Origin of the sequence: Acinetobacter sp. PFS20, assembly GCF_052261015.1 — a bacterium.
Lineage (GTDB): Bacteria > Pseudomonadota > Gammaproteobacteria > Pseudomonadales > Moraxellaceae > Acinetobacter.
In genome coordinates this window covers 3,070,519-3,085,492 of the sequence record NZ_JBPVZE010000001.1, presented here as the reverse complement: position 1 = coordinate 3,085,492, position 14,974 = coordinate 3,070,519, and the positions used below count along the sequence as shown (strand labels likewise).

At 39.1% G+C, this 14,974-nt stretch carries 13 protein-coding genes; 9 read left to right on the top strand and 4 right to left on the bottom strand.

Translation table 11 applies throughout. The annotated features are described in order from the left end of the window. Positions 1-129 precede the first annotated feature (129 nt). Complete coding sequence (ilvA, locus tag ACS125_RS14480; RefSeq protein WP_171293568.1) at positions 130-1,677, bottom strand: threonine ammonia-lyase, biosynthetic; 1,548 nt, start codon at positions 1,675-1,677, stop codon at positions 130-132. 101 nt (positions 1,678-1,778) lie between these two features. Here ilvA and rpiA point away from each other — a divergent pair, with 101 nt between their 5' ends. Beyond that, a complete protein-coding gene (gene rpiA, locus ACS125_RS14475; RefSeq protein WP_004791976.1) occupies positions 1,779-2,450 on the top strand; it encodes a ribose-5-phosphate isomerase RpiA in 672 nt (223 codons plus the stop codon). Further along, positions 2,450-3,130, top strand: a complete 681-nt coding sequence (locus ACS125_RS14470) for a YgjP family zinc-dependent metalloprotease (RefSeq protein WP_443272913.1) — start codon at positions 2,450-2,452, stop codon at positions 3,128-3,130. The genes rpiA and ACS125_RS14470 overlap by 1 nt, the downstream gene beginning before the upstream one ends. Here the strand turns inward: ACS125_RS14470 and ACS125_RS14465 are convergent. After that, positions 3,127-4,650, bottom strand: coding sequence for a hypothetical protein (locus ACS125_RS14465; RefSeq protein WP_174739011.1), 1,524 nt, complete (start codon positions 4,648-4,650; stop codon positions 3,127-3,129). The genes ACS125_RS14470 and ACS125_RS14465 overlap by 4 nt on opposite strands. Positions 4,651-4,834: 184 nt before the next feature. Here ACS125_RS14465 and argC point away from each other — a divergent pair, with 184 nt between their 5' ends. From argC to ACS125_RS14435, 6 genes are all read left to right on the top strand, one after another. Next, complete coding sequence (gene argC / locus ACS125_RS14460; protein ID WP_081402179.1) at positions 4,835-5,890, top strand: N-acetyl-gamma-glutamyl-phosphate reductase; 1,056 nt, start codon at positions 4,835-4,837, stop codon at positions 5,888-5,890. 75 nt (positions 5,891-5,965) lie between these two features. Further along, complete coding sequence (locus ACS125_RS14455; RefSeq protein WP_081399502.1) at positions 5,966-6,724, top strand: DUF6776 family protein; 759 nt, start codon at positions 5,966-5,968, stop codon at positions 6,722-6,724. A gap of 9 nt (positions 6,725-6,733) precedes the next feature. Then, positions 6,734-7,147: an ATP-dependent Clp protease adapter ClpS gene (gene clpS, locus ACS125_RS14450; RefSeq protein ID WP_002121129.1), complete on the top strand. Its 414-nt coding sequence runs from the start codon at positions 6,734-6,736 to the stop codon at positions 7,145-7,147. Between the two features lie 9 nt (positions 7,148-7,156). Beyond that, complete coding sequence (gene clpA / locus ACS125_RS14445) at positions 7,157-9,433, top strand: ATP-dependent Clp protease ATP-binding subunit ClpA (protein WP_005306114.1); 2,277 nt, start codon at positions 7,157-7,159, stop codon at positions 9,431-9,433. Positions 9,434-9,436: 3 nt separating this feature from the next. Then, the gene (locus ACS125_RS14440) at positions 9,437-9,799 is read left to right on the top strand and encodes a YnfA family protein (protein WP_005306112.1); all 363 of its coding nucleotides are present in this window, start codon (positions 9,437-9,439) and stop codon (positions 9,797-9,799) included. A 423-nt stretch (positions 9,800-10,222) separates the two neighbouring features. Next, positions 10,223-11,278: a 3-deoxy-7-phosphoheptulonate synthase gene (locus tag ACS125_RS14435; RefSeq protein ID WP_005306109.1), complete on the top strand. Its 1,056-nt coding sequence runs from the start codon at positions 10,223-10,225 to the stop codon at positions 11,276-11,278. Between the two features lie 47 nt (positions 11,279-11,325). Here the strand turns inward: ACS125_RS14435 and ACS125_RS14430 are convergent, their stop codons facing one another. Beyond that, positions 11,326-12,243: an alpha/beta fold hydrolase gene (locus ACS125_RS14430; protein WP_267530542.1), complete on the bottom strand. Its 918-nt coding sequence runs from the start codon at positions 12,241-12,243 to the stop codon at positions 11,326-11,328. A 2-nt stretch (positions 12,244-12,245) separates the two neighbouring features. Further along, positions 12,246-12,806 carry a PadR family transcriptional regulator gene (locus tag ACS125_RS14425; RefSeq protein ID WP_443273996.1) on the bottom strand — a complete coding sequence of 187 codons (561 nt, stop codon included), beginning with the start codon at positions 12,804-12,806 and terminating at the stop codon, positions 12,246-12,248. Positions 12,807-12,941: 135 nt separating this feature from the next. Between ACS125_RS14425 and ACS125_RS14420 the strand changes: the two genes are divergently transcribed. Then, positions 12,942-14,966 (top strand): NADPH-dependent 2,4-dienoyl-CoA reductase, encoded by a 2,025-nt coding sequence (locus ACS125_RS14420; RefSeq protein ID WP_238611516.1) that lies wholly within the window; start codon positions 12,942-12,944, stop codon positions 14,964-14,966. Positions 14,967-14,974: the final 8 nt, after the last annotated feature.

Sequence of the window (14,974 nt, the reverse complement as noted above, 5' to 3'; positions counted from 1 at the left end):
TGATTAGACGTTTATTTTTAAGGAAATTTTCTTTGAGATAAAGAGAGGCAATGTAAATATGAGAGGAATATTAAAAGAATTAGATGAATAAGCCGACAAATTTGTCGGCTTATTCATCAAAATTGAAAATTATTTCAAGAAACGTTTGTAGCCGACATTATTCGTAATTTCTGCATACGGATAACTAATCTGCTCAAGAGTTTCAATTAGACCATCAGGGTTCTGTTTCGCATCGGTTGCTTGTAAACCTACTAAAACACGTCCTTCTGCTGCGCCATGATTACGGTAGTGGAACAACGTAATATTATGGGTTGGGCCTAAACGAGTTAAGAAGGTTAAAAGGGCGCCTGGACGTTCTGGGAACTCAACACGGAACAATCTTTCATCATCTATATTTGCATGACCACCAATTAAATAACGAATATGTAGTTTGGCAACCTCATCATCAGAGAGGTCATCTACTACATAATTTTGTTGCTTTAATTGTTCTAAAATTTCATGACGTTCTGCATCACCACCTTTTAAGCTAATACCGACGAATACTTGCGCTTCATCTGTATTGTTTGCGCGGTAGTTAAACTCAGTAATGTTGCGTCCATGTAAAGCACGGCAGAAGCCTAAGAATGCACCTTTTTCTTCGGGTAGGGTCACTGCATAAATGGCTTCACGTTGTTCACCTAGCTCGGTACGCTCAGCAATATAACGTAGGCGGTCAAAATTCATATTGGCGCCGCATACAATCGATACAATATTTTTATTGCTGATTTTATGTTCGGTAATATATTTCTTGATCCCAGCAAGGGCCATTGCACCAGATGGCTCAACAATGCTGCGGTTTTCATCAAACGTATCTTTAATGGCAGCACAGATTTCATCTGTATTTACCGTCACAATATCTGGATCAACAATTGGGCCTGAGTTATCAGATTTGCGCAGACGAATAATGTCAAATGGTAAAGCACCAATTTGTGCAACAGCTGTACCATCTGCAAACAAGCCTACATGCGGCAAGATTACGCGCTCATTGGCTTCTAAAGCTGCTTTTAAACATGCAGACTCTTCATATTCAACACCAATAATTTTCACATGGGGTGCTACTTCACCAAGGTAAGCTGCTACGCCTGAAATTAGGCCACCACCACCTACAGCAACAAACACATATTCTACATCACGCCATTGACGTAAGATTTCATTTGCAATTGTGCCTTGACCAGCAATAACAAGTTCATCGTCATAGGGTGGAATGAATACAAGGCCTTCAACTTCGGCACGTTGTTGTGCATATTTATTTGCTACATCAAAACTATCACCATGTAACACAACTTGTCCGCCCAAGCGTTTAACTGCTTGAACTTTAATGTCAGGAGTGGTACTTGGCATAACAATAATTGCTGGAATTCCTAAGCGTTGACCTGACAATGCTACACCTTGAGCGTGGTTACCAGCAGAGGCGCAAATTACCCCGCGTTCGAGTTGTTCTTTAGGTAACTGGCTAATACGGTTATAGGCACCACGTAATTTAAAAGAGAAAACAGGCTGTAAATCTTCGCGCTTAAAACGAATTGTATTATTTAATTTTTGACTAATTCGTGGAGCTGCTTCGAGAGGCGTTTCAATTGCAACATCATAAACCGTTGCTTGTAAAATTTGTCGTACCACACGAGACAGCATGTTCATCTTCCCTATAACAGTTTAAAATAGGAAATTATTGTAGCAAACCCTTGTGCATTTGCGCCGATTATTGGTGCATAAATGTCAAAAAATAGTTGAGTGATGTCATGAGTCTATATGCAACCCAAGATGAAAAGAAACAAGCAGCTGCGAAAGCTGCTTTAAAACACTTACCCAAAGGTGGCATTTTAGGGGTTGGGACTGGAAGTACAGTAAACTTTCTAATTGATTTATTACCTGAATTACAATTAGAAGCTGCTGTGGCAAGTTCTCAAGCAACTGCTGATCGCCTTAAAAAATTAGGCATCGAAGTTGTCGATATGAACCATGTGGGTGGTTTAGATGCCTATGTTGATGGTGCAGATGAAATTGATCGTCATATGCATATGATTAAAGGCGGCGGTGCTGCATTAACACGTGAAAAAATTGTAGCTTCAATTGCTAAGAAATTTGTTTGTATTGTTGACGATTCAAAATGGGTTGATCAACTCGGACGTGATTTTCCACTTCCAGTAGAAGTTATTCCAATGGCTCGTTCTGCTGTAGCTCGTAAGTTGGTGAGTTTAGGTGGTGACCCAGTTTATCGTGAAGGTGTAGTAACAGATAACGGTAATGTAATTTTAGATGTATTTAATCTTAATATTTTAAATGCAATTGATCTGGAAAAAACCATTAACAATATTCCGGGTGTTGTGACTAATGGTATTTTTGCTTTAAACCCAGCAACGATTGCAATTGTTGCAACAAATAATGGTATTGAAGAGCGTACTGCACAGTAATGCCGGTGGAAATGCCAGAAATTAAAATCGTTCGACACGTAAGAGCAAGAAAATTGCGCTTACGTGTTGAGCCTGCTTCAATCCTTCTCACGGTTCCTCTGTTTTGTAGTAAAAAACAAATTCAGCAATTTTTGGCTCAATCTGAACAATGGTTGACCGAGACGTGGGATAAACAACAAAACGTCCAATCAGCTTCGATTGATATTCCTTCCGAGATTTACTTTTTTAATAAAGAGCAACCATTTCAGGTCATTGTTCAAAAGCAGCATCGAGTTTTTCAATTCGATTGGGAAAGTAGTTATTTATTTCTTAAGGACACACAGCCATATTTGGCATTACAAAGTGCAGTGATTGCGTTTGCAAAACAAGAATTGCCAAAACTTTTAAACGAATTAAGTGAACACACTCATTTGGCTTATAGGGAATGTACAATTCGCCGTCCGAAAACACGGTGGGGAAGTTGTAGTAGTCAGCATAATATTATGCTACATGCAGGATTAGTGTTGATGCCACACGAGATTGCTCGTTATGTGGCTATTCATGAATTAGCTCATACTAAACATTTTGACCATAGCCCAGCTTTTTGGGCAGAAGTTGAAAAATACGATCCATATTTTCAAAAACACCGCAGACAACTTAAATCAAATCCGTTGCCTGCATGGTGGTATGTCTCAAATTAACTAAAACTACATTCTAGTTGTGGTGTTTGTAAGTTATCTGGTGCTTTTCGGCTGTCTAAACCTGCTTTAGCACTCACGATTTTATTTGCTTTAATCGATAATTGTATAAAGTTGTATTGCTGTGTTGAGTTATTGGGTTCGGCGGAACTTGAATTGAGTAAATAACTTGAGCTTGCAGCATCTGTTTGCAATAAATTATCTGTACTGTCCGCACTTAAAGCAGAGCGATAAGTCTGTGATCCTTTAATAAGTTCGATTTGACCATTCGCACGGAAATTAAGTTGACAACCTGTTGCGGTGTCTTCGTAGTGACCCACTAGATAGTCTGTAGCAGGTAGTTTAGGGTCGGAAAGATTAATACTGGTCAAACCTTGTTTGCAAGGATATGCAGAACCGTTGCAGGTGGCTGTAATGCCGCTAAAACCTACAGCACGACGATAATCACCAGCACCATCTATGCGGAAATAGTCAGTCGTATTTCCGACAGGTACGACCCCTGAATATAGTTTCTTTTGCAGAAGGTCATAACCTGTTTGATCTATAGTGGATTGGCTTTGAGCATCTGCTAATTTAAAAGTAGCTGCTTTTAAATTGGTTGCGAAATTATCGCGTGTAGCTTTTTGATTAGCTGCGATATCTAACAGTGTATTTTTGACTGGATCAATATTATCTGGAGCAGATGCGAAAATAGGGGTAAATGTTGTTTGATCACCTTGAAGTTTTTTTCCATCTAAAAAGCCATCTTTTAAATCGGTTGCCAAACTTTTAATGAGCTCTTGGTATGTGGTTGTTCCAGCGTGAAAAGTTGACCAATATTGTAAGTAGCCGAAACTAAGATAGCTATCCACATATGTACTAGGTTTTTTAGTTGAATACTGCAATAAATTTAAAACTGTAAGAGGGTTGGCTGGACTTAAACTTGGAATATCGGCATCTTTGAATGCATTAAGAAGAGATCTATAAACATCTTGAGAAGCTAAATCTACATGCAATTGCTCAATGCGGGTTGGGTCAATCGTTTCTTGAGGAAGTTGTCCTGAGCGTATCACAGCTCGTTGGTAAACCGCTTCACTGCTTGGGCTGATGAATAGGGTTCTACCACTTACACTGTTTGGTGTAATAAAAGCATGATAAACACCAGAGAAATTTTGGTATGTTGAAGTAATCGGATCAAATACTTGAGATGAATTTTGAGTCGTAATTTCTACACGATATAAACGACTTAACTTAGCAGTAGGAATTTTGACATTAAAACTGTTTAAACTCGCAATTGAAGTATCTACTAAAACAGAGTTGGTGGTGTTGTCATATACTTTGAATTGGATATTACGAATTTCTACAGGGGATTTAACAGTAACATCCGTTGTTGCCTCGGGAGTAGGATCAACAGGTGTTGGAGTGCTTGATGAACTACCACTACTACTGCCTCCACCTCCGCAACCTACAAGTGCAGCACTTAAAATTAATGTGCTTAAACCAAGGTAAGTGCGTAATTTTGTTTCTTTTGATTGATGAAGCATCCTAGCTCTCCAAAATTAAATCTGATATTTATTTGCTGATATTTGTTTAGTTCTGACAGTTGAATAAGTGCTATCTAATTGTCGCTAAAATTAAAAAAATTAAAATTACCAAGCATGAAATGGTTTTGTAAGTTTGGACATCCTGTCATACTACAGCACAAGTATAGATTCAAAAATTGAGGTAATGCACGTGATTTCTGTCGGAATTGTTGGTGGAACGGGTTATACAGGCGTTGAACTATTACGTATTTTATTACGACATCCTAAAGCGCAGGTTCGAGTTCTTACTTCACGTACAGAAGCGGGCAAACCAGTTGCAGATATGTTCCCTAATTTACGTGGACATACTGATCTTCAATTTTCTGATTTAAATATTGATGATTTAAAAAAATGTGATGTTGTATTTTTTGCTACACCGCATGGTGTTGCGATGCAACATGCAAAAGAATTGATTGCGGCTGGCACTAAAGTAATTGATTTGGCAGCTGATTTTCGTTTGCAAAATCTTGAGCAGTTTGAGAAATGGTATGGCATGGAGCATGCTTGCCCAGACGTTTTAGAAAACTCAGTATATGGTTTGGCTGAATTAAACCGCGAAAAAATTAAACAGGCGCAAGTTATTGGTAACCCTGGTTGTTACCCGACTACCGTTCAATTGGGTTTGGCGCCACTTTTGAAATCAGCGCAAGCATTGATTGAAACAAAAAATATTATTATTGATGCGAAGTCAGGTGTTTCAGGAGCTGGCCGTAAAGCAAGCTTAGGCATGATCTATAGTGAAAATGCTGATAACTTCAAGGCTTATGGTGTTGCGGGTCACCGTCACCATCCGGAAATTGTTGAAGCATTAGAAAATATTTCTGGACAAAAAGGTGGCTTCGAAGGGCTCTTATTTGTTCCTCATTTAGTTCCAATGATTCGCGGTATGCTCAGCACAATTTATGTCGATTTGACAGAAACTGGAAAACAAACTGATATTCAGGCATTGTATGAGCAATTTTACGCAAATGAAAAATTTGTTGATGTGATGCCTGCTAACAGTTCGCCTGAAACACGTAGTGTGCGCGGTGCGAATGAGCTTCGTATTGCTTTATATAAGCCGCAGCCGAATAAACTTATTATTCTTGCGGTACAAGATAACCTTGTGAAGGGTGCATCTGGTCAAGCTGTACAAAATATGAACCTTATGTTCGGCTTTGATGAAGATGAAGGCTTACAAGGGATTGGTTTATTACCATAAAAAACTCTTTTTTGCTTCACACACATTTAAATTTCGATTTAAATGTGTGTCTTGACTCTGATCTTAAACACTGAGATGACGATGCAAAACTCTGGACAGACGACTTCGGCAGAAAGTTCGTTGCAAAAGAAAAATTTTTTAAATACTAATAAACCTTTGTTTATTGGTGCGGCTATTTTAATGAGTGGTTGTCTTGCACTCGGCTATACAATTGGACACCGTCAAGGTTTAACTGTTGTAGGTTACGATGCAGATGCAGAGCAATTGGTTGAAGTGGTGCAAAAGCAGAAAACAGCTTTAGATGCGGTTAATAAAAGTCTGAACGCTGCGGTACAAGAGCGTGATGTTGCTGTAACAAATGCAAATGATCTGTTTGAAGCTCTTAATCAGGCCAATGCTGATAAAACGCAGCAAGAAGGTATGAGTAATATCTACCGTGAGATCTTGAGGCAGCGCGGTGGTTTAAGCTTGACCATTCAAAATTTGGCAATCAAACCTCTGCCTGAAAATGCTTATGAATATCAGTTGGATCTAGTACAGGTAAGCCCAAGTAAGCGCCGTGCTTCAGGATCAATTGAGATAAGACTCATTAAAGATACAGAAGTTTTAGTTGTACCACTTGAAGCTAAAAGCTTTAACTTTACTGACTTCGAGCGCTTAACAGGTCGTTGGACGATGCCTAAAGGTTTTACACCTCAATTTATTGAGGTACGTTTAACAGGCGGTTCTGATACACCAGTTATTAAACGTTTTAGTTGGCAGCGTGGTAAACCTGTCGAAACATCTTCTGCTTTCGTGGCAGAAATTCCTCAAGCTGAAGCAAATTCACAATAGTAACATCCTATGCGAACAAATAAGCGTCAAACAAACTTAAAAGATATTAAGGCTTCTTTTCAGCAGTCTGGTTATGTCGATTGGCACTTCCATCCACGCTTAAGTGATTCGCAAAACGAAGATCATGACGGAGAGGTTGTTGTACAAACAGCACCTCCTGAACTCAAGCGTCCGCCATTGTATGCAGTCGTATTAATGAATGACGATTACACGCCAATGGACTTTGTAATTGAAATTTTACAACAATACTTTGCAATGAATCTTGACCAAGCAACTCAAGTAATGCTAACAGTACACTATGAAGGTAAAGGTATTGCTGGGGTATATCCAAGAGACATCGCGGAGACCAAAGCAAACCTTGTTAATAATTACGCTCGATCGCAAGGTCATCCATTACTTTGCCAGATTGAGCCTAAAGCATAAGGGGGTTACATGCTCAGTCGTCAATTAGAAGTATCATTACGTTTGGCTGTTAGCATGGCTCGTCAAAAGAGACATGAGTTTCTTACAGTTGAACATTTATTATTAGCACTACTCGATAACGATTCGGCCGTGAATGCTTTAAAAGCATGTGGGGCTGATATCGTTTCTTTACGTAAAGAATTAGAAGAATATGTAGAACAACATACTCCTAAGCTTGGCGAAAATAGCGAGCAAGCGCCTCATCCAACAGAAAGTTTCGACCGCATTTTGCAACGTGCTATTTTCCACGTGCAATCAAGTGGCGGTGATCGTACTGTTGAAGGCGCTGATGTTTTGGTCGCAATGTATTCAGAGCGTGATTCTTTTGCTGTGTATTTGCTTAAACGTCATCAAATCAATCGATTAACATTGACTCAATACTTGTCTCATGGGACACGTAAAGATGAAGTGCAAGTTGAAGAAGAAGTTGAAGATATTGAGGGTGAAACTAGCGCGGGCAATGCAGGACCATTAGAGCTTTATACGCTGAACTTAAATGTTGAAGCCCAAAAAGGCAAAACTGATCCACTTATTGGCCGTGAAAAAGAAATTGAGCGTACAGCGCAAATTCTGTGCCGCCGTCGCAAAAATAATCCATTACTTGTCGGTGATCCGGGCGTTGGTAAAACCTCGATTGCTGAAGGTTTGGCATGGTTAATTGTGAATGGTAAGGCACCTAAACCTTTAAGTCAGGCTGAAGTCTATAGCTTAGATATTGGTGCATTAGTTGCTGGGACCAAATATCGCGGTGACTTTGAAAAACGTTTAAAACAATTGCTTAATGCTTTGAAGAAAAATCCAAATGCGATTTTATTCATTGATGAAATTCATATGATCATTGGCGCAGGCTCAAGTATGGGTAGCACAATGGATGCTTCGAATTTGATCAAACCGGCTTTGGCTAATGGTACTTTACGTTGTATCGGTTCAACGACGTTCCAAGAATATCGTCAGGTTTTTGAAAAAGACCATGCGTTATCACGTCGTTTCCAGAAAATTGATGTCAATGAGCCAAGTATTGCTGAAACAATTGATATTTTGCGTGGCTTGAAATCTAAATTTGAAGATTTCCACCACGTACAATATGACGATAAGGCATTGGTATCAGCGGTAGAGCTTTCTGCTAAATTCATTAATGATCGTTTCTTGCCAGATAAAGCAATTGATGTGATTGACGAAGCTGGTGCTCAGCGTCGTTTGAAAGCTGAAAGCGATGATAGTTTGATTACGGTAGAGAATATCGAAGATATCGTTTCTAAGATTGCTCGTATTCCGCCTAAAACTGTTTCTAAAGACGATAAGTCAGTGCTTGAAAATCTTGAGCGTGATTTAAAACGCGTTGTGTTTGGTCAAGACGAGGCGATTACCGCTTTAGGCTCAGCGATCAAGTTGTCTCGTGCTGGGTTGAAATCACCAGATAAGCCAGTAGGTAGTTTTGTTTTTGCTGGCCCAACAGGGGTTGGTAAAACTGAAGTGACTAAACAGCTAGCAAAATTGTTAGGTGTAGAGCTCGTTCGTTTCGATATGTCTGAATATATGGAGCGTCATGCAGTTTCACGTTTGATTGGTGCACCTCCGGGTTATGTGGGTTATGACCAAGGTGGGCTATTAACTGATGCGATTCATAAGAACCCACACTGTGTTTTATTGTTAGATGAAATTGAGAAAGCACATCCAGATGTGTTTAATCTGTTGCTACAAATCATGGATCATGGTGCTTTAACGGATAACAACGGACGTAAGTCAGACTTTAGAAACGTTATTATTGTCCTGACTACGAATATTGGAGCAGAAAGTATTTCTCGTGCGAGTATTGGTTTTACTGAACAAGATCATAGTTCTGATAACCAAGAAGCAATGAAACGTGCTTTCTCACCAGAGTTCCGTAACCGTCTAGATAGTGTTATCCAATTCAAGTCATTACCAACAACTGTGATTGAGTCTGTGGTTGATAAATTCTTAACAGAATTGCAAGCACAACTAGATGACAAACAAGTTGTACTTGATGTGGATCAAAGTGCTCGTGATTGGTTGGCAACAAATGGTTATGACCGCTTGATGGGCGCACGTCCAATGCAACGTCTCATTCAAGAACACTTGAAGAAACCACTAGCTGAAATGATTCTGTTTGGCGAACTTGCAGATCATGGTGGTAATGTGGCTGTATCAGTGAAAAATGAAGATGGCAAAGCTGTAGGCTTAAAACTTGAAGTTTTTGAAGATCATCATACGGCAGAACCAGCGTAACTTATGTTAATTGATAGTCTTGCTATAACCCGAATACTGAGTGTATTCGGGTTATTTATTATCACAGCAATTGCTGAAATTCTTGGTTGTTATTTCCCTTATCTGATTTTAAGAGAAGGCAAGTCTGCTTGGCTATGGCTACCTACAGCTTTGAGCTTGGCTGTCTTTGTCTGGCTGCTGACTCTACATCCAGCAGCTTCTGGGCGCATTTATGCTGCATATGGCGGTATTTATATTTTTACTGCTCTCATGTGGTTGCGTTTTGTGGACCAGGTTGGATTAACAAGATGGGATATATTGGGTGGTCTAATCGTGCTGTGTGGAGCTGGCTTAATTATTTTACAACCACAAGGGCTGATTCGTTAACACAATAAATGAATCAAATCTTAAGCGTGAAAATAAGAAGTTTTTTCTAAAAAAGACTTGTCAAAGCTCTCAACAATGCGTATTTTAGATTTAAGGAACATTTTTTAATATTTGAGATAAAGATGTTAAATCTATCTGTGAACACTAACGCTTACTATTACTTTTGGCAATTTAGATAGTTGCCTGAGCGTATTCGGGCATGAGAAAGTTGCCCATCACAGTTAATACCTGATCGGCAACCCCGATCAGGTTTTTTTATGCTTTATCTTTTTTGAATCGAGGAACTTAAAATGAACAACATGACTTATTCATACTTTAGCAACTTTTATTGGTTTTACTTTTGCTTACCTTTACCAACGAATAGATCCAAAACGCTCAAATAAATGATCGGACTGAATAGATTGCAGTCCCAAGGAAAAACCAATGAATGCCCTAAATACTTTATTGACACAAAGCAATACAAAAGAAACACCAGTTAGTTTACCTGTCCAGTTAAAAGCAAAATATCCGCTTGCACATTCTTTCGTGCGTCAAATTGCCGAACATCGCCAAACTATTCAAAATATTCTTAACGGCAACGATCCTCGGTTAATGGTAATTACAGGGCCTTGTTCAATTCATGATCCGGTTGCAGTACTTGAATACGCTGAAAGATTGCAAAAATTACAAGAAAAAGTAAAAGATCAGATTTTTATCGTAATGCGTGCATACATTGAAAAACCTCGTACAACTGTAGGTTGGAAGGGTTTCATGTATGATCCAAATTTAGATGGTTCATCAAATTTACAACTTGGTTTAGAAAAGTCTCGTGAACTTTACCTTCAAATTATTGAAAAGGGTTTGCCCATTGCGAGTGAAATTTTAAGTCCAATGGCAACAGGTTATTTTGATGATTTATTGGCTTGGGGCGCAATTGGTGCTCGTACCAGCGAGTCTCAGATTCACCGTGAAATATCAAGCCACATGCCATACAGCATTGGTTTCAAGAATGGTACGGATGGTTCAATTCAGATTGCATTAGATGCAATTCAGTCAGCACAAAATGAGCATCAATTTTTAGGAATGAATCAACAAGGCTTACCTTCAGTAATTCAGAGCGCTGGCAATCCATTACCACACTTGATTTTGCGCGGAGCAAATCATGGGCCAAATTACGATTTAGCTTCAATTCAAGCAATACGAGAAAAACACAAACAAAATCTTCCTGCATTAGTTATTGACTGTAGTCATGGTAACAGCAGTAAAGATCCGTTGCGTCAGCCAGAAGTTTTACAGCAAATCGTTGCTGAACGTTTAAAAACCCAAGTAAAGGGTGTCATGATTGAAAGTCATTTGGTTGATGGTAGCCAAAAGATTTCTTGTGATATGACTTATGGGCAGTCAGTAACTGATGGTTGTTTAGGTTGGGAAAAAACTGAGCAACTTTTGTTAAGTGTTTCTGAGCAATTAAAAGTGAAAGAGTTAGCTCATTCTGCTTAATCATTTGTCGATTTAAAAAGGGATCTATTCATAGATCCCTTTATTTTTTAAGAAGCATGTTTTAGTTCTGATAAGAATGTAGTAATTTCATGCCCAAATTTTTTCGGCTCGGTTAATAAAGGTGTATGGCCTGAGCGCTCAAAATATATTGCTTTTGCGTGTTCAACACTATGGGCAATAAGTGTCTGTCCGGTTTCTGGATAAAGCGTCGAGTTGCGACCAATAAAGAAGGTTGTTGGGCATTGTAACTGTTGAATGGCCTCACGATAATCTTCATTGTGATAAAGATAATTTTCGACATACCAAAATAAATAATCTAGACGCTGAATTGGTAATAAGTATTTTTGTAGAAATGGCTGTTTGAGTGCTGTTTTAAAAACTAAAGGGCTAAATGGATTGCTACTTTGTAACTCAATAAAATCTACCCAGAGACGAACCAGTTCTTGTCGATCTGGAAGCGATAATTCATAAAGATATTTGGCATTTTTATGCTTTGATAATAATTGATAGATATCATTTAATAATTGTTTGAACTGGGGATGTAGAGGGCCGAATAGACCATATTCCCATGTTGAATCCACAGATATTTTTGGTGTTTGATCGATATGCAAATAGGCTTTTAATTGCTGCGCCAGATGAGCATGCTTCATACCATGCATGGCCGTTGTAGCACCCATTGAATAACCCATCAAGATAAAGTTATCCAGTTTTAATTGTTCTATTAAATGGGCGACATCCTGCCAGTGACTAGAAATTGCATCTTGTTCAGGGATTGCACAGTTCTTTGAACCCCCAAAACCACGCCAATCTGGAATGATAAATTCATATTCTTTACGGTTTGCATAAATAAAAGGGAGCCATTGCCAGCTTTGCATGCCAAGACCAGATAAAACCAAAACTGGTTCACCACGACCAACACGACGAACAAATAAATTTTCCCGATCGGGCATGGTGTAATATGGCATGACTATTCTCCGGCTAAGCTATCTTGAGCAAAGCGTTTTAATTGAGGGATGACTTGTTCCAACCATTTGATCCATTCACTTTCCATTGTAATTCCAAGTTCTAAGATCATTTTATGGATGTATAACACACGGTCATTTAGATCATTGCTGTCTTTAAAGTCTTTATCATAAATACTTTGATAAAGTTTGAGCTTCTCTTGATGTAGACCAAGATGCCTTAAAAGTTCAGGTAATATCTGATTATTGCTCAATTGTGCTTCAGCACGCAATCTAACCATTAAATCATCACGAAGCTGGGCAGGTTCACTTTGTTGAGTCATCCATGAAGCGAGTTCGATACGTCCCAGTTGTTCAACCTGATAGGTTTTTTTTCGACCATTATCCATTTCATTTTCTAAAGTGGAAACCCAATCTTTTTTAAGCATGTTATTGAGTTCACGATAAATTTGCTGGTGAGTGGCATTCCAGAAAAAGCCCATTGAGCGGTCAAAGCGGCGGGCGAGTTCAAACCCTGTACTTGGACGTTCAAGCAAGCTGGTCAATAAAACATGAGGAAGTGACATGGCAATCCAGTTTGTAAGCAAAAGTAAAGTGTGACTCATGAGATTATGCAACATGTTGCATAAAAGTCAAAATTTGATTATAAATTTATGCAACAAGTTGCATTAGCAAGCTTATTGCTAGCCAAAGGAGAAAATATGTCAGCTTATCCGCATTTATTAAAGCCACTTGATTTAGGCTTTACTACTTTAAAAAACCGTGTGCTTATGGGGTCTATGCATATTGGGTTAGAAGAAGCACCGCAGGGATATGAGCGCATGGCTGCGTTTTATGCTGAGCGTGCAAAAGGTGATGTGGGGTTGATTGTAACTGGCGGTGTTTCTCCGAATGATGATGGTGTTGTATTTAGCCATGGTACGAAATTGGATACAGTTGAAGAAGCTGAAAAACATAAAGTGATTACCCAAGCTGTTCATGAAGCTGGCGGTAAAATTGCAATGCAGATTTTACATACTGGGCGTTATTCTTATCAGGCAAATAACGTTGCTCCTTCAGCAATTCAAGCACCGATTAACCCAATTAAGCCCAAAGCTTTAAGTTCTGCCGAAGTGCAGCAGACCATTGATGACTTTGCAAACTGCGCCAAACTTGCTCAGTATGCAGGTTATGATGGTGTGGAAATCATGGGTTCTGAAGGTTATTTAATTAATGAGTTCATTGCCGCGCGTACGAATCATCGTGATGATGAATGGGGTGGTAGTTACGAAAACCGTATTCGTTTTCCTATTGAAATTGTAAAGCGTACACGTGCTTTAGTGGGTGAAAACTTTATCATTATTTATCGCCTATCGATGCTTGATTTAGTTGAAGGTGGTTCAAGTATTGAAGAAGTGATTCAGCTTGCAAAAGAAATTGAAAAAGCAGGTGCAACTATTATTAATACAGGGATTGGCTGGCATGAAGCTCGCATCCCAACAATTGCGACCAAAGTTCCTCGTGCTGCATTTACTTGGGTGACAGAAAAGCTTAAAGGTGAAGTTTCTATTCCTTTAATTACCTCTAACCGAATCAATACGCCTGAAATGGCTGAGCATGTATTGGCATCGGGTCATGCTGATATGGTGTCTATGGCACGACCAATGCTAGCTGATGCTGAGTTTGTTTTGAAAGCAAGTGAAGGCCGTAGTGATGAAATTAATACATGTATTGGCTGTAACCAAGCTTGTTTAGATCACATTTTCTCAATGAAAATTGCAACTTGTTTAGTGAACCCGCGTGCATGTTATGAAACTGAGCTTATTTTTAAAGATGCACAAGTTCAAAAGAATATTGCTGTTATTGGTGCAGGACCTGCGGGTTTAAGTTTTGCTGTATATGCAGCTGACCGTGGTCATCAAGTTAAAATTTTTGAGGCTAGTCATCAAATTGGTGGCCAATTTAATATTGCAAAGACTGTTCCTGGAAAAGAAGAGTTCTATGAAACCTTACGCTACTTTGCTCGCCAAATTGAGTTACGACCAAACATTGAATTAATTTTGAACCATAAAGCAACTTATGAAGAGTTGAGCCAAGCAAATTTTGATGAAATTGTGGTTGCAACTGGTGTAACACCTCGTCAATTACAATTTGAAGGTATTGATCATCCTAAAGTACTTAGCTATTTACAAGTTTTAAAAGAACGTGTGCCAGTGGGACAGCGTGTAGCCATTATTGGGGCGGGAGGTATTGGTTTTGATACGGCTGAATATCTCACTCACGAAGGCGAAAGTGGCAGTTTAAATCCAGAAAAATTCTACGAAGAGTGGGGAATTGACACTCAATATGAGCATGTAGGTGGTTTAAAACAGCCAAAAGTTGAGACTTCTGAACGAGAAATCTATTTACTGCAACGTAAGACTGCTGTTGTGGGTGCAGGTTTAGGTAAAACTACAGGATGGATTCATCGTGCGGGCCTTAAAAATCGCCAAGTTAAAATGCTTGCAGGGGTTCAATACGACAAAGTGGATGATCAGGGCTTACATATCACTATAGATGGGCAACCGAGTGTGCTTGAGGTTGATCATGTTGTGATTTGTGCGGGGCAAGAGTCATTTACTGCAATGTATGATCAATTAAAAACAGATGGAAAAAATGTTCATTTAATTGGTGGTGCTAAAGAGGCAGGAGAGCTAGATGCAAAACGTGCAATACGCCAAGGCGCTGAATTAGCAGCAGTACTCTAAATTTTAAA